The organism is Clostridium sp. CTA-1 (assembly GCF_054768215.1).
On sequence record NZ_BAAAAP010000008.1, the window covers coordinates 71,716 to 91,407 of the forward strand.

The following is a 19,692-nucleotide window of genomic DNA, read 5'->3' on the forward strand; positions in this document are numbered from 1 at the left end:
TGTATCCAATTTTATCCTTCGTATTTTGTAGAAGTAACTCTATCTAATACTTCTACACCAATAACATCTATGCCTTTTAGATACAAACTGAAGTGTAAGAAGCTTTTGTTTCTAAGCATCCTACACTTCATATACCATTTATTTTAATTTTTTATACTTTCAAGTTTAACCTAATTATTAAACTGGAAACCCTATTTTGTTATTGCTTTAAATGCTTCTGTTTGTGATTTAATACCTTTCTCAGCTGCAAATCTTTCAATACTAGATGCGCCAAAGAATCCATCAATTCCTTCTGTTCTTTCTATCACATATTTAGCATCTTCTGGTTCTGCAATAGGTCCACCGTGGCAGATTACCATAATATCTGGATTAACTTCTCTACCTGCTTTAATAATATCTTCAATCTTCTTTACGCAATCATCTAATGTAAGGGCAGTTTTTGCTCCAATTGTTCCCTTTGTAGTTAGTCCCATATGAGCTACTAAAATATCTGCTCCTGCCTCTGCCATTGCTTTTGCTTGCTCTGGATCAAATACATAAGGAGTTGTAAGCATGTCCAATTCATGTGCTTTTCTGATCATTTCTACTTCTAAACCATAGCCCATTCCTGTTTCTTCTAGGTTTTGTCTAAATACACCATCAATCAAACCAACTGTTGGGAAATTTTGTACTCCACTAAAGCCTTGATCCTTTAATTGTTTTAAATATACATCCATAACTCTAAAAGGATCAGTTCCACACACACCTGCTAATACTGGTGTATCTTTTACAACTGGTAATACTTCTGAGCCCATTTCAACTACAATTTGATTTGCATCACCATAAGATAACAATCCTGCCAATGATCCACGACCTGCCATTCTATATCTTCCTGAATTATAAATTATAAGCATATCAGCTCCACCAGCTTCACTACTTTTAGCAGTAATACCTGTTCCAGCTCCTACTCCTACTAATGCTTTACCATTTTTAACTTCTTCTCTAAATTTTTTCATAATTTCTTTTCTTGTCATTGTATTCATTTATAAATCCTCCCTTATATAATTTTATCTATTCATTAAATCAATTAATCTTTGCGCTGCTATTTCTGCAAATTCTACATCGTTAATTGCAAAATCCAATTCTATTAGTTCCACAACATTTTTATTAATACCCTTTCTTAAGGTATCAAACAACATCTTATCTTCTTCTATCCCATAGAATGGTTGACCTTCTACATCAATTCCTGATACTCCTTTAAGAGGTAACATTAAAACAGTTTTCTCTTTTGCCATATTTAATTTTTCAACAAGTTTTCTACCTATTTTTTCATTTTCCTCTACATTAGTTCTCATAAGAGTTACTGTAGGATTATGCTTATATAAGTTACGTCCTGCAAATTTCTTTGGTACCGTATCATAAGGTCCAAAGTTACACATATCAATTGCACCTACTGATACAACCTGTGGAATATGGTTTTTTCCTGCTGCCTCTAAACGATGTGGTCCTGCATTCAAAACGCCACCAATAATTTCATCTGCCCACTCTGTTGTGGTAAAATCTAATACACCTTCAATAAATCCAGCATTAATAAGTGCTTCCATAGATTGTCCACCTACGCCTGTTGCATGAAAAACAAGTACTTCATATCCTTTTGCTTCAAGATATTTTCTGGCTGCATTTACACATGGAGTTGTTACCCCAAACATGGTTGTGGCGACTAATGGCTTCTTCTCTATTGTTTTTGTATTTTCAAACTTAACCATACCTGCTATGGCAAATACTGCATTTGTGAAAACCTTTGTTGAAATTGAGTTAAGACCTGCAACATCTACTACAGAAGGCATCATAATAATATCACTTGTACCTACATACGGAGCAGTATTTCCTGATGCTACTGTTGACACCATAATTTTAGGTACACCTATAGGCAATGCTCTCATGGCTGGTGTTACTAGTGAAGTCCCTCCAGTACCACCAAAGGATATAATTCCATGAAATTTTCCCTGTTCATACAATTTAGGTACTAAAATTTCCATGCCCTTTGATAAAGTTTCCGTTGCTAGTGCCCTATCTTTTTTAGCAGCTAATTTTTCAATATCTGTTCCTGCTGCCTCCGCTACTTCCCTATTTGATACATCTGGCTCAAATACAGGATCAAATACACCTGTGTGAATAGTAAAAGTACCTAGCCCTAAACTTTCAATCAATTCTTTCACATATAAATATTCAGTCCCCTTGGTATCAAATGTGCCTGCAATTGCGATTGTTTTCAATTCTTCAACCTCCCCATGACTTTGGTTTTATGTAGCCTTTACAATACTAGATAAATAATTTTTAAAATATTATCTTAAAATAAAAAGCAGTATGATTGACTACAAATTAATCATACTGCTTTTACTTTTTAGTGTAAACGTTATTACATTAGGTGTTTTTGTGTTTATGTTATATTTTTATATTGTTTCGGAGAACAGCCTTTATACTTTTTAAACATTTTGCTAAATTGGGCATAATCTTCATACCCAACTAAAGGTGATAGCTCTGATAACTGAATATTTTTTTTATCTAGTATTTCTGCTGCTTTATCCATTCTAAATTTAACTAGATACTCTCGAAAACTACAGCCTACCTCCTTTTTAAACAAAGTACTTAGGTAACTCCTAGATACATGAGCGACCTTGGCCAAATCTGAAAAGGAAATTTCACGCATATAATTTTTAGTAACATATTCTTTAACAAACTCAACATAATCATAATGCTTTGTAATTCCATCTAACATTTTAACCATTAAGTCATCTTCATCTAATTGTGAGGATACTTTAAAAGCCTTCGTTATATTTGTAATAAATTTTTCAGAAGGGATTCTTTCAAAAGCAGATCCACCTATATATCCCATTAAATTTTCATTATTACTGTACATATACTGAACGTCTGTTGGAGTTTTCACAGGGCCTCCATAAATTAACTTAATTACATCTGGATTTAGTTCATCACATTTTTTAAATATTTTTTCTGCTTTAATCTTTGCAGCTTCTAGCGATAAAACTTTTTTTGCTCCTAATAGCCCTCCTCCTGTTAATCCTAAATGCACACAAATTACATCTGCTCCAGCTTCAATCATTTGAGCTGCTTGTATATCACTAAATACGAATGCAACGGTAAACATATCTTTTTGGTGGGCTATTCTTATTGCTTCCACTTCAATTAGATAATGACATTCCTTCTCTTCAAGAGCTTTACTAAACTCACCATCTATTAATCCAACTGTAGGGTAATTATTAATACCAGAAAATCCCTTATTTTTTATTTCATCTATATAACTTTCCATATCCTTTGTGGGATCCGTTGCATTAAATCCAAAAATTATAGGCATGTCCCTTACCAAAGGTATTATCTCTCTATAGGCAAATTCCATTACCATATCATTACTATTATAAAAGGGTAAAAACCCTGCTAATGAACTTCTTCCCATTTGACGAAATCTACCTGAGTTCAACATGAGAAGGAAATCTGCTCCACCCTTTTTTGCATACTTTGCTGTCATTCCTGTTCCTGTGGCTACACCAATAATATGATTTCCTTTCTTTATTTGTGATTTCAGATTTTCTAGTATTTTTTTCCTTTTCATACCTTCTAAGCCCCTTATCTCTTTTAACAATTCAGTATGTTTTGTGTGGTTCTGTTTTACCCTTCCGAGTTCTCTTTTTCTATTTTTAAAAGCTTCTCTTTTATATCTAGTCCACCTGCATAACCAACTAAACTACCATTAGCTCCAATAACACGATGACAAGGAATAAAAATAGGTATAGGATTTTTATTGTTGGCCATACCTACCGCACGACAAGCCTTCTCATTGCCTATATTTACTGCTACATTTTTATAGCTATAAGTTTTCCCATAGGGTATTTCTTGTAATGCCTTCCAAACCTTTTTTTGAAATTCTGTACCTTGTGGATCAAAGGATAAATCAAACTTTTCTCTTTTTCCTCTAAAATATTCTTCAAGCTCTTTATTTGCTTCTTTTAGTAGATCAGTCTCAAAAATGGTTACATCTTTAGGAATATCTTCTCCAAAACACAGCTGAGTAATAGATGTACCATTTTCCACAATTACTATTTTCCCAATTTTGGTTTCATAACAATATGCATTATTCATATACCCTCCTCCTTCATATAATATATTTCTATATGTATTGAACTAATTCAATTTTTTCTCCTTCAGCACCTTCAAAAAATATAATTAGCTTGCCATCCACTTCTGTTATTTCATTTGTAATAAAATTTACATTCTTCCTTTTTAACTTATCAATATATTCTTGTATATTAGTGACAGTAAAAGCTAAATGATCTATAATTCCATTTTTTACTGAGTTATACACATTATTCTTGGAGTGTATTAACTCTATGACTGAATTTTCATTTTTTAGAAATACTAAAATTTTATCTTTATCCTCGTATTTATGCTCAAATTCAAATTCTAAATTTTCACAATAAAATTTTTGAGCTTTTTCTATATCTTTTACTTTTATTCCCAAGTGATTTGTCAACATATTTTCTCTCCTTCATATTAAAAATTACTATTATATCTTATCATTATAGAATACATATTTCTTTAATTTATATATGATATTCGTTTAGTTTTTTACCATCTATTATAATGTATTCTACCTTTATTAAATCTATCCTCTATTTTTCTTTCTTCATCTGGATACCCTAGCTGAAGGTACCGCCATGCCTACTTTTAATAAATCCTCAACAATATCATCGCTTACTTTTATATCTTTATATTTTCTTATACTTTTTCTATTTAATATCTTATTCATAAATGTATCCTCCTTATTGATATTTTTTATAATTTATGCTACTATTGTAAAAAATAAGTTTCATCAAAACAAGTACGCACTTTTTTGTATTATAGTATCTAAAAAGATACTATAGAAAGGATAAAAACTATGAACTCTAACTGCGATATTTTAGAATTTAAAAATAAAGAATATGCATGTACCTTTGAAATTACAATAGATCTAATAGGTGGTAAATGGAAACCTCTTATTATATGGCATCTTGGAACAAAAAGTACACAAAGATTCAATGAATTAAAAAAATTGATTCCTAGAATAACTCAAAAAATGTTAACTCAACAGCTAAGGGAACTAGAATCAGATAATTTAGTTAACAGAAAGGTTTATCCTCAAGTTCCCCCAAAGGTTGAATATTCATTAACGGATTTAGGTAAGAGTTTAATGCCTATTCTTAGTATGATGTGCAAATGGGGAGAAGACTATTATGAACTAATTACTTTGTAGTTTTATTATTTACACTACCAAAGATCCGGCAAAGGTATAAATAAATAACCCAAGCCGGTTGTTATCTTCCGTTCTAAGCTTGTCTTTTAAGCCAAAACATTTATTGGAGTTTTTGCTATTTCTTCTTAATATAATTCTATTTAGTCACCTAGCTAGACAATATTACTAATATACTTAACTAAAGGTACTATTGTATTTTTATCTGTAAAATCTACTTTATCTCCATAGGTATCTAAAAATTCTCTTTCTTCATCTGTTAACTTATCTTCAGCTTTCTTAGCCGTTACCTTTTTAAGCATTGCCATCATAGATTTGTGTACTAAACTTAGCTTTTTATAATCTATTCCACCTCGCAAATGGAAAAATTTTATTTCCTGTCTCTTAGATTTAAGGAAATTTTTTTCTATAATAGGAATAAATATTTCTTTTTTGTCCGTTGAAGCAAGTCCTACTGTATATACTATTATTTTTTTATCCTTTAAAATATCGAAATTTTTAGTTATAAGAGATATACCTGAAATTCCACTAGCATAGAGCCCTCCACCATAAACAATAATATCATATTCTTTTAACTTTTCTCCTTTAATGTTTGAAGAATTAAATAAATCTCCCTTTACTTCCTCTGCTATCCACTGGGCATACTTTTTACTGCTACCATATTTTGATTTATATATTACTGCTATTTTATTATACATATACTTTACCTCCTGAAATTATACTTTTATAAAAATTCATTTTCTATAACTTGTATATTATCTAATAGTTTAGTAAAACTTTCATAAATACTTTTAACTTCCTCCTTTGTTAATACGTTAAAAAATTTCTCAATAAAAAAGTGATCTTTATCTTCTCTTAATTTTACATATTCTCTAATTTTATTCGTAGGAGTTAACCTTAATACCCGTTTATCCTTAATATCCTTGTTCACTACTAAAAATCCTTTTTTTTCAAGTTTAATGGCAATTTGTTTTGCATTTTGATGTGAAGTTCCCATTTCGAGAGCTAATTCACTAAGAGTAGGAGGTTCTTTAAAAAAATTCATTAATATTAACATAAAAAGCCATTGTTTTGTTGTGAGTTCTCCAAGAAAATTATTTCCTAGTGTTTCAAGCTTATTAGACAATAAAAATAGCATACCAAAAATATGATATCTTTTATCAATATTATCCATTTCTTTTGTATTATCCATGCTATTCCTCCTAATAGAAAATAAAAAGGTAATATATTACCTTTTTTATATTGTAATATTTATCTTAATAAATATCAATATGATGTAGCAAAATTTTTATCATAAATATAAAAAAACATGAAAGTTCCTTAAAAAAGGAATCTTTCATGCCAAGCATTTCTAGAAATACCCTCAAAATTATAAAATTATATTTTCTATCCATGCAGTATTCCTATTTACAAAAACAAATATAAGATTTGTTTTTAATTTACTATAATTTATTTTATTATAATTGTAATAAATTCTTTATTTATATTCTAAATTTATTTACCTCTTCATTCATTGCTCTAGTCATTTCACTTAATTTCTCCGCAGATATAGATACATCCTTTGAACAATTATGCATTTCCTCAGAAGAAGCACTTATTTCTTCCGAAGAGGCAGATATCTCTTCTGAAATAGCTGAGCTTCCTTCCATCTTAGACAAAACCTCATCTTTTTCTTCATTTATAGAATAGGCTGAACTATTAACATTTTGTATTTTAGGAACAATATCCTCAATAGCTTCTATTATATTTTTAAATACATCTATAGTTTCCTCTATAGTTTTAGACTGACTATCAAGTTCTTCTTTCATTTTTTCAGTATTATTTATAATATCTTTTTTATCTTTATCTATATTTTCTACTAATTTATTTATACTTTCAGAAGATTCCTTGCTTCTTTCTGCTAGCTTTCTTATTTCATCTGCCACCACAGCAAATCCTTTTCCAGATTCTCCTGCTCTTGCAGCTTCAATTGCTGCATTTAGAGCTAAAAGATTAGTTTGCTCTGAAATACTATTTATTAAATTTGTCATCTCACTTATTTGACCTACATTATTATCCAGTTTAGATATTACATTTAAAAAATCCTTAAAAAACTCTTCAATATTTTTTACGGATACTATCATATTTACCATCTTTTTATTGCTATCATTAGCTACCAAATTTATACTTACAGAATTTTCGCTTATTGATGATAACTCACCTACCACCATATCAAGCCTTTCTCCAAAACTTGATATAGTTGTGGTAGCCTTTACAAGTTCTCCAGCTTGATTTGAAATTCCTACAGCTACGTCATGTATTGCATTTGAGACTTCACTTGAGGAACCTGTCATTTCTTCTGAAGCAGATAGCAACTTTTCTCCCTCCTCTGAAACTACCCCAGAACTTTCCTTTACCTTACCTAGCATAGATTTTATAGAATCCTGCATTCTGTCTAAGGACTTTATAATATCTCCAATTTCATCCTCTAATTTAAAATATTTTTCTTCTATTGGAATTGTGAAATTTCCTTTTCCCATTTCTTTTATATGCTCCGCTGCATATTTAATAGGCTGTGATATTTTATCAGATATAAATATACATACTAATACTGCAACTATGGAAAATATAATAGTGAAAATTAAAGTTATGAGACCTATACTATTTGCAGATCTTGTAAGCTCTGCCTTTTCTACAAAAGATATGTAATACCATCCTAATTTTTCATTAGAGGATTTTTTTACATTTATAAAATATTCTTTTCCATTACCCATTTTTGTACTAAAACTATTATTTTTATATTTTGATAAATTATTTAAATTCTCTACTTTAAGCTCCTTTATATTCTTGGAAACAAGACTTTCATCTTTACCGCTAGCTATTATTGTTCCTTTTTCATCCGTTACAATAAGATAACCATTTTCACCTATTTTAGTATTTTTACTCATTTCAGATAATTTTTTTAAGTTTATATCAAAGGTCATAACTCCTTTAAAATTGGAATTTAAATCTTTAACTGGATTTAGAACTGACATTACCATAGATCCTGATGAGGTTTTATAAACATCTGTAAAAGAAACCTTGTCCTTATTTTTCTTAGATTCATTGTACCAATCTCTTGTTCTAGGATCATATCCCTTTTTTCTTGAAATTGCTGGATACTGCATATATCCGCCATTGCTTTCTGAAGATATAGAAAGAGTTTCTATCCCATCGTGAGTTTTTGTAAAATTTTCGAACTCCTTATATAAAGAAGCTTCAAAACTTCCATTTTTTAGAGGAGTCATAGGTATTTCGTTTGATTGATATTTCTTATCAAGATATGAAGTTACTTGCTTATCTAAATTATTTAGTCCTTTAGAAAACATATTTATATTTTCCTCAAAGGCTACAATATAATTATTAAAGCTAGTATCCACTTGGGTAATTTGCTTTTCTATAGATTGAGCATAGTCTTCTTTTGTTTGATTGTATACTTTAGTGTAAACTATAGAGCCTAGTAAAACTAAGGATACTAAAATCAATGATACAAAAGAAATTATAAGTTTACTTTTTATACTAGAATTTTTTTTCATTGTACTGATACTCCTTTTTTATTTTGTCTATTTATACAGTAATTAATCGTAATTTTAATAGGTTAATTTATATGTATTAAATTTCTTTACAATAAATTAAAAAATAAAAACTATATTTAGTTGAATTTTACCTAAATATAGTGTTCCATTCTTTAATTAGTTCATTTAATAAAAAACTTACTCTTTTCATATTACAAATAAAAGAAACTTTTATTAAATGCATCTATCTTTTTTAAAAAAATATAAGGATTTCTTTTTATAATATCTAACTTTTTACCTTAATATTTCCTTAACTCTACCAACAATACCACTCTCAAGCATAACTTTAATACCACGAGGATGAATAGCTGACTTTGTAAGAAGCTTTTCAACCACACCTTCTGTTAATTTTCCAGAACGCTGATCTTGTTTTTGAACAACTCTCACTTTTGTACCTGGTCTTATATTTTCTCTTATAGTTCCATTCATATTATTACTCTCCTTCTTTACTTATAATAGGATAGCTACCTACTTACAGTATCTTGTGCTCTTTAAATTCACTATGCTCATTAACTGACACAATGTAATATAAATATATTTGTTGATTCTTTATAGATAATTTTTAACTTCAATTATAAATTAAAAAGCTAGAAATTGAAATAGTTATATTCCTAATTTTCTAGCCTTTACCTATTTAATTATTAAATTTTTAATAGATTTATCAAAATATTTTATCAAAATCCGTATATTGAAATACATTACATTCCAGACATTTTGTTACATTCTTCTGCGCAGGTAGTACATTCTTGTGCACATTTTTGACAATGTTCATCTTGAACCATTTTACACTCCTGAGCGCATTTATCACAAATAGTAGCACAAAGTTTACAATGATCATTTGCAAATTGCCCATTCATTGCCATAAGTCCTACTGACATTTCGCACATTTTTGCACATTCCATAAGGATTTTTATACAATTTTTTCTTGGATTAGCATCTTGTTCATTTAGGCAAGCATTTAAGCATTCATAACATGCTTGAGCACATCTGCTACAGGCATATATACATGCTTGATATGGGTCCGCTGCTGTACTTACTATTGCCACATTAAACACTTCCTTCAATATATTTTTTATCTAAAATATATTATCACCGAAAAATATATTTATATTCTAAAACTATAAAATACTAAAAAACATAAAAGATACTTTTTAATAAAAAGATTTATTTAATACTTTTTCAATAAATATCCTTACAAGCTCTGGGTCAAATTGAGTGCCTGAATTTATTTTTAGTTCTTCTATAGCAATCTCCTCTTGTAAAGCATTACGATAACTTCTTTGACTAGTCATGGCATCATAAGCATCAACTATAGTTATTATTCTTGATTGAAGTGGTATCTCTTCCCCCTTTAGACCTTTAGGATATCCCTTCCCATCCCATCTTTCATGATGATACAATACATACTCTGCTATCTCTAACATATCATTTACTGTATTAAGTATTCTATATCCTATTTCTGGATGTCGTTTTATTTCTTGCCATTCATCCTCTGTAAGTTCTTCACGCTTGTTTAGTATATTTTCTTCTATAGCTATTTTCCCTATATCATGGAGTAAACCAATAGTTTTTAGTTCCTCTGTCTCACTTTCAGTTAACCCTAAAGCATGCCCCATATCCTGGCATAACATTGAAACTCTATGAGAGTGTTCCTCTTCTCTTTTATTTTTTTCATGAAGAGTATTAATTATAGCACCTATAGTTTTTCCTCTCATACTTGGACTCTCAAAAAGCTTTTTCTTATACATATAATCTTCAGCTTTCTTTAAAATTTCTTCAATCTTTTCTCCTTCTTTCTTCTTAGTTCCATATCCAAAGGAGATGGATATGTTAACAGCACTTACTGTCTCCTTTAAAGCTAAAGCATTAATATTTTTAACAATTTGTTCTGTTTCATATATATCTGTTTTAGGCAGCAAAATTACAAATTCATCCCCGCCAAGTCTAGCAATAATATCATTAGATCTACATCCCTTTTTTATAACTTCTGATACTTTTTCTAATAGCTCATCTCCTGCAGCATGCCCAAAAGAATCATTTACAAGTTTTAGGCCATTAACATCTGCCATAACAATAGTCAAAGGTAAATTTTTTCCCACATCTAGTCTCTTTAACTCTTTTTCAAAAAACCTTCTATTATATAATCCTGTTAGTTGATCATGATAGCTTAAATATTCTAATTTATTTTCCATTTCTTTTCTTTCACGAATATCTCTGCATAGAGAATGAAAAACTTTTTTCCCATTATGTAATATAGTTGTCATCATAACCTCTACTGGCAATAAGGTACCATCAACTCTTTTGAACCACCATTCAAATTTATGTTTCCTATTTTTCATAGTAATCTTATATACCTGAAGAGCTTTTTCTTTAGAAGATTCTCCATTAGGCTGCTTCTCTGGCGAAAACTGAACTGGATTTTTATGAAGTATAGATGACTTTGAATCATAGCCTAATAATTCGATCATAGCTAGATTACAATCAATAATCTCATTATCCAGAGTTATAAGTATAGGATCTGAGGAGCTTTCAAAAATATTTCTAAAATTATATTCACTAGTCTTTAAAGCTTTCTCTGCAAGTTTCCTTTCAGTAATATCCGTTAAAATTGCTGCGAATTGTAATTTTTTAGGCCTATACACTATTGCTTCATAATATTTATCTTTTTCTTTTATATAACGTTGATAATGCACAGATTGTCCTGTTATTGCCACTCGTTGGATTTTTTTAATCAGACTCTTTTCCATATTAGGGAATATTTCATAAAGAGTTTTACCTAATATGTTTTCCTTTTTTAATCCTGTTAATCTCTCATAACTTGCATTTGAATCTAAAAGTTTATAGTTTATAATTTTTCCTTCCTCATTATCACTACCTTGAAAAAGCACTAATCCTTGCTGCATTTCACTTACAAGGGTTTTATACCTTTCTTCACTAATCTTAAACTCTAATTCACTTTGTTTTTTTAAAGTAATATCTCTAGAGATCGCTAATATTTCTTTTTCATTATTTTTTACCATTCTAAGTTCAAAATACAGTTCTTTATTAGAAATTTTAAGTTTGTACTCAAAGCTCTCTAACCCCCCATGTTTAAGTACTAATTTTATTTTTTCATAGGCTACTTTTGATATCTCTTTAGGAAGAACTTCCCAAAGTGATTTTCCAATAAAATTTTCCCTAGGCATTAACAAAAGACTTTCATCATTTACCACACAATCTATAAAGTATCCCTCATTATTAACTACAAATAATAAATCCGGTATTGCTTTTATAATAGCTTTATTTTTTTTTTCTGCTAAATAAACTTTTTTTAGAATACTTCTTATTACTAAATAAAGAATTGGTGCAGTTATAATAACATATAACCAACCTTTATATGTACTTATAATTATCAACATTTCTCTATCATTAACAAATTTCTTTATAATTTTATCTGAAAAATAAATCCAAATAAATCCACTAATTACATACATTAAACATATTTTAATAGATTCATATTTAAATGTATTCTTTTTTTTAGTTTCTAAAATTAATTGAATTTTTTTTATTATTGCTGCAAGCATGACACGCCTCCATTACTATTGTGTTTCATTAGCTTCCATTGAATTTATTATTCTTAATATTCATAATTCCATTTTATTGCATATTCATAAATTACAAATAAAATAAATTTATATACTTTGTATCCTTAAATTACAAATAAAACAAATTTATATACTTTATATCCTTAAATTACAAATAACRTTTATCTTTTATTTTATACTAATTTCGATTAAATTCAACAATAATTTATTAAAATACTAATTATATTTTTTATTTTCTATACCTATATCAAACTTTAGTAAGCTAAAGATAATCAACTATTATTGCAAATAGTTAAAATTAATATGTAAAATAAAAATATTTCTTAGTATAAAGATTACTATAATCTAGTGTTGCCTTGTTATTATATTCTACTCTGTTAATATTTAAAAATATAGAAACTATTGATAATAATATGATAGATGTGACTAATTTTTGTATAAAAAAGATAGTAACAAACTTAGCCATTCCCTTTTAAATCCTCTTAAAAGGGAATGGCTAAAATTTATGCTTTTTTCGCATCAAAATACATGTTTAATTATTTCTTATGTTTAACTCTATTTTTGCATTTTATTTTTTATAACATTTTTTAAAACCCCATACTTTAGTCTTTGTAAAACTCTTGTCTTCAGTCAAATTTTTATAACTCCTTATTAATTGCCCTTATTAATACTAATGCAATCATGTTTTTCAGGTAAAAGAAATTGAATATATCTAATTAATACATATAGTGTTATGGCAACAGCTAATACTTCCTGTAATTTCACTAAATATTTTAATAAAGGAATAGCTTGTCCAGACTTAGTTAAAAATCCATTTGTAAGTTTTATTGATATTCCGCTTATTACAAGTGGAAATGTAAATCCTGAATAACTTGGATAAAACTTTAATTTTAAAAGCTTAAATAACATAATAATAACTGCTATATACATAATAATGGATAACACCATTAAAAACCAAGCCATTGTCATGTTTTTTGTTTGAAATGATTTCATATATCCTGCTAATAATAAACTTGCAGGTGCTGCAAATATTGCGATAGTTGGCAATGTTTGCTCTGGCATTCCCTTTACTTTTACAACCCTATAGATAACTATTGGTAAAAGTATTAAATAAGTTACAAGCCCAAACCAAAAGGCTATTCTTCCTACATTTCCCATCTTATAAACTGGTGCTGTTACACTTGTAACTACTATACCAACATAAACTATAAACCAAGATGGGAATACTTGTTTAATCTTAAAATTAAAAACAAATTTCTTTGTAAACCATAATATTAATATAATATGTAAAACAATTCCTATAATCCACATTATATAAGCAAAGGATGCTGCATATGGAGTACAATAAGTTGATAATAACATAATTCCCATTGACAATGTTGGGAATACACTAGCTACCACTGGATTATCCAAACTTTCTGCTACACCTTTGGGATACTTCACAATCTTTACGAGCATTAAAATAAGTAATATAGCTGATATTATTCCAAATATACTACGATATATTTCTCCATAGGATTGAACAAGATTTCCTGTCGCTGCCAACCCTAACATAAGTCCCACAATAGGAACTGGATATTTCTTTAAAAATTCGTTCAATTAAGATCGCCTCCTTGTATTTTAAAGTTTTTATAAGTTTATTAAATGCACATAAAAGTATATCATAGCTCTAAATATGATTCTTTAGTTATTTGTTTTTATTATAATTAATCATTTAATTATAATATTTATTTATTGGTAAGTTTAAAATACATAACTTATAATAAAAGTTGCGTATTTAATTTAAATTATAATATTAGTAAGTTTTTATAAGTATGTAGGAGGAATATGTGATGGATTTAATTAACACAAAAGAATTTACAAAAGAAGAACTTCTTGATAAAGTACAAGCTGTAGCTGAAAATTACTTTAGAAGCGGTACTTTTTTTTGCAGTGAGGCAGTAGTTCAAACAATTAATGAAGTATTAGGGAAACCATATGATGAAAGCATAGTTAAAATGGCAAGTGGATTTCCTATAGGCCTTGGTAAATCAGGATGTCTATGTGGTGCAGTATCAGGTGGACAAATGGCTCTAGGTATGATATATGGTAGAGTTGAAGGTGAGTCTATGAATGAAAAGATGTTTAAAAAATCTAGCAGCCTTCATGACTATATCAAAAATGAATACAAATCAACTTGTTGTAGAGTAATAACAAGAGAATGGGCTGGAGATAACTTTAAAAGTCCAGAAAGAAAAAATCACTGCATAACAATCACTGGAAAAGTTGCAAGATGGGTTGCAAATGAACTTATTGAAGACGAACATATTAAAGTAAAATAATAATATAAATTTCCAAATATACAAGCACTTATAAATTGTGAATAGCTTACATAGAATATAACTATCTTTACTTATTCTTATATTTTATGTATATTTTCTAAAACTAGCACCAATAATATACATGAGTAAGGAAAACAATAGAAAGAACTTTAATTTTAGCTATATGTTAAATTAGAGTTCTTTTTTTATTATGTTTTTAGTGAACTAACTTTTTTCTTTAAAATGAAAAAGCACTATATAATCCATAGTACTTTAAGTAATGATTTCTATTTCTTTTTTCATTTGGCTGTTAACGTATTGTAAGTGAGATAACATAGCTTTTTCAGCAGCTATTGGATCATGATCCTTTAATGCTGACAAAATATCCCTGTGCTGCTTTATGAGCATATCCGTATTTTCCTTTTTTGTTATTACATTCTTTCTTATGTCTTTAATAAAAGCTTCAATTAAAAATGATATAGCATTTAATATGCTTAGTATAAGAAAATTTTTAGAAGCTTGGGCTATCTTATAATGAAAAGCTATATCTACATCTACTAACTGATATTTAAAATCTGATTTTAAAGAATCTTCAACAAGAAGTTCCATTTCTTCTAATTCCTTATCAGTTATTCTTTCAGCAGCTAATACAACAGATCCTCTTTCAATAATTTGCCTAAGTTCTAATATTTCATCTGGATTACTTTCTTTTAATAAAAATATAGTGGACAATGGTTTTAATAAGTTATTTTCAAAACTACTTTTTACAAAGTTTCCGTCCCCTTGTCTTGATTCTATAAGTCCCATAATTTCTAACTCTCTAAGGGCTTCTCTTATAGAAGTTCTACTAATTTGTAGGCTTTCTGCCATTTCCCTCTCAGAAGGAAGTTTATCTCCCTTTTTAAAAGTACCTTCAACAATCATTTCTTTAATTTGTTCTATAGCTTTTTCGTAAACTCTTGTATTTTTTATAGGACTAAACATAATTATTCATCCCTTCTTAAAAGTAAAAATATAATAAGTTTTTTATAAACTTAACTATTGTATATTAAAATTTACATAACATTAACCTTGGTTACTACTTATTTGTGAACATATTCACAAAAATTCTAATATATTATAAAAATATAAACTTTATTTCAATCAAATATTAATTACTTTCATTAAGATTATACTCTAAGTTTCAATTTTATGTCAAGTATGACCAATTTCTTAACATTATTGTATATAACARAATATTTTTAGAATTACGGCTACCATACAAATATATAAGTATATAATATTTAAGAAAATTAACCAATACTAATTACTATTTTTTATATTTAGCTGTAAATCATTATAATATCATATAATGTTAATTAATTAACTATCCTGGCAATCTATAATATTATATGATATTATAAACATGTGATTATTGGTACTACCACTAAACCAAAATACCATTAATCCACTAAAACTAATTTATATTAACTTAAAATTTTTAGGGGGTAATTTAAAATGATAAAAAAAAGAAATACTACTAAAATATCCGTTATAGGAGCAGGTTCAGTAGGTGCCACCACTGCTTATGCATTAATGCTATCAGGTGTTGCTACAGAAATAGTATTAGTAGATGTTAATAAAGCAAAAACTGAAGGGGAAGCTATGGATTTATCCCATGGAGCAGATTTTGTAAAACCTGTAAATATACTAAGTGGAGATTATAAAGATACTGAAGGTTCAGATATTGTTGTTATTACAGCTGGTGCAGCACAAAAAGTAGGTGAAACAAGACTTCAACTTATAAATAAAAATATTAATATATTTAAAGCAATAATTCCGGAAGTGGTAAAATATAATAAAGATGCTATTTTATTAGTAGTTTCAAATCCTGTAGATGTATTAAGTTATGTAACTTATAAACTATCAGGCTTCCCTAAAGAAAGAGTTATAGGTTCAGGTACAGTCTTAGATACATCAAGACTTAAACACGAAATAGGGAAAAGATATAATATAGATCCAAGAAACGTAAATACTTATATAATGGGGGAACATGGAGATTCAGAAATCGCCACTTGGAGTGTAACTAATATTCAAAATATCAAAATTGATGAATATGCTAATAAAGAAAATCTTGAATATAATAATAACTTTAGAAAAGAAGTTTATGAAAATGTTAAAAATGCTGCTTACGAAGTTATAAATAGAAAAGGTGCTACTTTCTATGCTATAGCTTTAGCAGTAACACGTATTGTAAAAGCTATATTAGGAGATGAAAAAACTATATTACCAGTTTCTACTTTAGTAGAAAATTACTATGGAATTGAAGATGTTTACTTAGGAATGCCCTGTATCGTAGGTGGATCAGGTGTTGAAAAAGCATTAAGTATAGATTTAAGTAAAACAGAAGCAGATAAACTAATTAAATCTGCCAATACTTTAAAAGATACTTTAACTAATGCATCTGGTCTATAGTTTTTACATAAGATAAATATTAGTATTAAAATTACCCTATAGATAGGTTTTAATATATTCCCCTTTAAGATAGACAGATTTTTATTTTTTAGTATGTGTATCTTAAAGAGACTATATCATTATCCACTCTATAGGGTAAATTTTTAGAATTTATGATTTTTTATTATAATTTCTTCATTCTTTTATATTATCCAAAATAAGTACTATAACTGTTAATTTTTATGCCTATTTTCCAAAAGCTTTTTTAGCTTCATCTAGCTCTTGTCTTGCTTTCTTTTCTGCATCACCTAAAGCTTGTTTTGAATCTTTCTTTCCATCTATTATCTCATCTAAAGCTTTAGCCATATTATCATGTATAGCATATCCATTTAATACTTTAGGATCACAGTAACCATAATCAAATTCTTTAACGGCTTCTCCCTTTGCTGGGTTTTCTTTTTCTACATAATCTTTAAATTCTTTTGAATCTGCAACAGATTTTCTAAGTGGTAAATAACCTGACTTAGTAGCCCACTTTGTTTGACTTTCTTTTTCCATAAAGAATTTTAAATATTCAAAGGCTGCTAGTTTCTCTTCTGATGAAGGAGTATTAAATATTGCTACATCTGTACCTGAAAATAATGCTGCTTTTTTCTTTCCTTCTGGTAGCACTGCAGTTTTAAAGTTTATATTGTTTCCTTTACAAGCCTTTATTATATCTGGTAAGGCTGATATTGAAGAAATTCCCATAGCTGCTTCTCCTCTACTAAAAGCACCAGTCATATATTTTTCTTCAGTGGCTATTTTAGCATTACCTGATTTAACTAATCCTGATAAAAAATCAAAGGCTTCTACTCCCTCTTTTGAATTGAAAAGAAGTTTATCATTGGCTTCATCTATTAAATGTCCACCTGCTTGTTCTACCCAAAAACTTGAATCTATTCCTACAGATGAATTTAATCCTAAGCCGTATATATCATTTTTCCCATCACCATTAGTATCTACAGTTAATTTTTTAGAGGCTTCCTTTAACTCATCCCAATTAGTTGGAACTTTTACATTATATTTTTTTAGCAACTCTTCATTGTAAAAAAGAAGATATGTACCTTTATTAAATGGAAGTGAATAATGTTTATCATTCCACATGCCATTATCTCTTACAAATTCTGGAATATCATTCCATACATCCTTTTTAAATCCTATTTTTTCATTTTCAATATAAGGATTTAAATTTTCTACTAAATCATTCATAACATAAGCTGTCAATCTATTTGGATATATCATAGTTAATGCTGGTAATTTTTTAGATTTAGCAGCACCATCTAATTTTGAAAATAATTCTTTATAATGACCTTGGTATACTAATTTTACTGTTATCTTATCCTTATTTTTTTTATTAAATTCCTCTGTTATATCTTTTAGTGCAGCTTCGTTCTCACCATTCATAGCATGCCAAAATTCAATTGTAACAGGTTCTTTTATCTCTGTTGCTATTGTGGTTTTTGACTCTTCCTTTTTTGATGCATCTTCCTTATTGCTACCACAGGCTGCTAACCCAAAGGTTAATGTAACTACTGTGATAAGAGCTGTTAATTTTTTAAATTTCATTTTATCCCCTCCAACTTATTTATATTAAATTTATTTAAAAACAAATTATCCCTTTATTCCAGATTTGGTCATACCAGATATTATATATTTTTGTAGTACAAAATAAACTATAAGTATTGGAATTATTATCATAGTAGCTGCAGCCATTAATAAATGATAGTCCGCTCCAGCCTCTGATGTAAATGTCATAAGCCCTACTGGAAGTGTTCTCATATTTGGTATATTAGTTACAATAAGTGGCCATAAAAATTCATTCCAGCTGTTTATAATTCTAAGTAATGCTATAGTTATTAAAGCTGGCTTTGATAAAGGAACCATTATGGTCCACAAGAATTTAAAATCACTGCACCCATCTATTTTTGCTGCTCTATAAAGAGGTTCTGGTATAGTAAAGAAAAATTGTCTTAATAAAAATATAGAAAATACACTTACAATCCAGGGTATTATTAAGGCTTCATAGCTATTCATCCAACCTACCTTGGATATAGTTATGTAATTAGGTATTAATATAACCTCTCCTGGTATCATCATAGTTCCAATAAATATAGAAAATATTACATCCCTGCCCCAAAACTTAACTTTTGAAAAAGCAAATGCTGCTAAAATAGTAGTAATAAGAGTTCCTAAAGTTATACCTAAAGTTATAAACACACTATTTAAAAAATATTTTAGTAAAGGTATTTTACTTTGAACCTCTCCATAATTTTTCCACATTATTTTAGATGGTATCAATTTAGGTGGCATTAAAAATATTTCATTAAAGGGCTTTAATGATGTACTTATCATCCACAGGAAAGGTAACAAAGTAATAATACATCCTAATACTAATATAATATAAATCAAAGATTTCTTTAAAATATTTTTTGTCATAATATAATCTCCTTGCATAATAT

18 protein-coding genes and 1 pseudogene are annotated in these 19,692 nt (G+C 28.5%); 3 read left to right on the forward strand and 16 right to left on the reverse strand.

What is annotated here, in order from left to right; all coding sequences use genetic code 11:
• Positions 1-191 precede the first annotated feature (191 nt).
• The 6 genes and pseudogenes from ACYUEW_RS08455 to ACYUEW_RS08480 form a co-directional block, all read right to left on the reverse strand.
• A complete protein-coding gene (locus ACYUEW_RS08455) occupies positions 192-1,022 on the reverse strand; it encodes a phosphoenolpyruvate hydrolase family protein (protein WP_004451681.1) in 831 nt (276 codons plus the stop codon).
• A 24-nt stretch (positions 1,023-1,046) separates the two neighbouring features.
• Complete coding sequence (locus ACYUEW_RS08460) at positions 1,047-2,255, reverse strand: Tm-1-like ATP-binding domain-containing protein (RefSeq protein WP_460276577.1); 1,209 nt, start codon at positions 2,253-2,255, stop codon at positions 1,047-1,049.
• Between the two features lie 164 nt (positions 2,256-2,419).
• Positions 2,420-3,607, reverse strand: a complete 1,188-nt coding sequence (locus tag ACYUEW_RS08465) for a phosphoenolpyruvate hydrolase family protein (RefSeq protein ID WP_045515618.1) — start codon at positions 3,605-3,607, stop codon at positions 2,420-2,422.
• Between the two features lie 56 nt (positions 3,608-3,663).
• Positions 3,664-4,134: a methylated-DNA--[protein]-cysteine S-methyltransferase gene (locus tag ACYUEW_RS08470; protein WP_216471516.1), complete on the reverse strand. Its 471-nt coding sequence runs from the start codon at positions 4,132-4,134 to the stop codon at positions 3,664-3,666.
• A gap of 28 nt (positions 4,135-4,162) precedes the next feature.
• Entirely contained in the window at positions 4,163-4,528 is a 366-nt protein-coding gene (locus ACYUEW_RS08475) for a VOC family protein (RefSeq protein WP_003486434.1), read from the reverse strand.
• 165 nt (positions 4,529-4,693) lie between these two features.
• A pseudogene (locus ACYUEW_RS08480) lies at positions 4,694-4,801 on the reverse strand (nitroreductase family protein); the annotation flags it as partial.
• Positions 4,802-4,930: 129 nt separating this feature from the next.
• On the opposite strand from ACYUEW_RS08480, the gene ACYUEW_RS08485 reads away from it, so the two are divergent.
• The gene (locus tag ACYUEW_RS08485) at positions 4,931-5,284 is read left to right on the forward strand and encodes a winged helix-turn-helix transcriptional regulator (RefSeq protein ID WP_460276578.1); all 354 of its coding nucleotides are present in this window, start codon (positions 4,931-4,933) and stop codon (positions 5,282-5,284) included.
• A gap of 152 nt (positions 5,285-5,436) precedes the next feature.
• On the opposite strand, the gene ACYUEW_RS08490 is transcribed toward ACYUEW_RS08485, so the two are convergent.
• The 7 genes from ACYUEW_RS08490 to ACYUEW_RS08520 all read right to left on the reverse strand — a co-directional run bounded on the left by ACYUEW_RS08490 (position 5,437) and on the right by ACYUEW_RS08520 (position 14,057).
• Positions 5,437-5,979 (reverse strand): flavodoxin domain-containing protein, encoded by a 543-nt coding sequence (locus ACYUEW_RS08490; RefSeq protein ID WP_460276579.1) that lies wholly within the window; start codon positions 5,977-5,979, stop codon positions 5,437-5,439.
• A 26-nt stretch (positions 5,980-6,005) separates the two neighbouring features.
• The gene (locus ACYUEW_RS08495; RefSeq protein WP_460276580.1) at positions 6,006-6,473 is read right to left on the reverse strand and encodes a MarR family transcriptional regulator; all 468 of its coding nucleotides are present in this window, start codon (positions 6,471-6,473) and stop codon (positions 6,006-6,008) included.
• Positions 6,474-6,762: 289 nt separating this feature from the next.
• Complete coding sequence (locus ACYUEW_RS08500; RefSeq protein ID WP_003486444.1) at positions 6,763-8,835, reverse strand: methyl-accepting chemotaxis protein; 2,073 nt, start codon at positions 8,833-8,835, stop codon at positions 6,763-6,765.
• A gap of 273 nt (positions 8,836-9,108) precedes the next feature.
• Positions 9,109-9,303, reverse strand: a complete 195-nt coding sequence (locus ACYUEW_RS08505) for a YwbE family protein (protein ID WP_003486445.1) — start codon at positions 9,301-9,303, stop codon at positions 9,109-9,111.
• A gap of 269 nt (positions 9,304-9,572) precedes the next feature.
• Entirely contained in the window at positions 9,573-9,920 is a 348-nt protein-coding gene (locus ACYUEW_RS08510; protein ID WP_460276581.1) for a four-helix bundle copper-binding protein, read from the reverse strand.
• Positions 9,921-10,025: 105 nt separating this feature from the next.
• Complete coding sequence (locus ACYUEW_RS08515; protein WP_003486450.1) at positions 10,026-12,437, reverse strand: HD domain-containing phosphohydrolase; 2,412 nt, start codon at positions 12,435-12,437, stop codon at positions 10,026-10,028.
• A gap of 672 nt (positions 12,438-13,109) precedes the next feature.
• Positions 13,110-14,057, reverse strand: a complete 948-nt coding sequence (locus ACYUEW_RS08520) for a TDT family transporter (RefSeq protein ID WP_003486452.1) — start codon at positions 14,055-14,057, stop codon at positions 13,110-13,112.
• Positions 14,058-14,290: 233 nt separating this feature from the next.
• Between ACYUEW_RS08520 and ACYUEW_RS08525 the strand changes: the two genes are divergently transcribed.
• Positions 14,291-14,779: a C-GCAxxG-C-C family protein gene (locus tag ACYUEW_RS08525; RefSeq protein ID WP_096044075.1), complete on the forward strand. Its 489-nt coding sequence runs from the start codon at positions 14,291-14,293 to the stop codon at positions 14,777-14,779.
• A 252-nt stretch (positions 14,780-15,031) separates the two neighbouring features.
• On the opposite strand, the gene ACYUEW_RS08530 is transcribed toward ACYUEW_RS08525, so the two are convergent.
• Positions 15,032-15,742: a FadR/GntR family transcriptional regulator gene (locus tag ACYUEW_RS08530; RefSeq protein WP_460276582.1), complete on the reverse strand. Its 711-nt coding sequence runs from the start codon at positions 15,740-15,742 to the stop codon at positions 15,032-15,034.
• 513 nt (positions 15,743-16,255) lie between these two features.
• On the opposite strand from ACYUEW_RS08530, the gene ACYUEW_RS08535 reads away from it, so the two are divergent.
• Positions 16,256-17,212 (forward strand): L-lactate dehydrogenase, encoded by a 957-nt coding sequence (locus ACYUEW_RS08535; RefSeq protein ID WP_003486457.1) that lies wholly within the window; start codon positions 16,256-16,258, stop codon positions 17,210-17,212.
• A gap of 225 nt (positions 17,213-17,437) precedes the next feature.
• Here ACYUEW_RS08535 and ACYUEW_RS08540 read toward each other — a convergent pair whose 3' ends face one another.
• Together ACYUEW_RS08540 and ACYUEW_RS08545 are read right to left on the reverse strand one after the other, a co-directional pair.
• Entirely contained in the window at positions 17,438-18,799 is a 1,362-nt protein-coding gene (locus ACYUEW_RS08540) for an ABC transporter substrate-binding protein (protein ID WP_003486459.1), read from the reverse strand.
• A 45-nt stretch (positions 18,800-18,844) separates the two neighbouring features.
• A complete protein-coding gene (locus ACYUEW_RS08545; RefSeq protein WP_042385162.1) occupies positions 18,845-19,669 on the reverse strand; it encodes a carbohydrate ABC transporter permease in 825 nt (274 codons plus the stop codon).
• Positions 19,670-19,692: the final 23 nt, after the last annotated feature.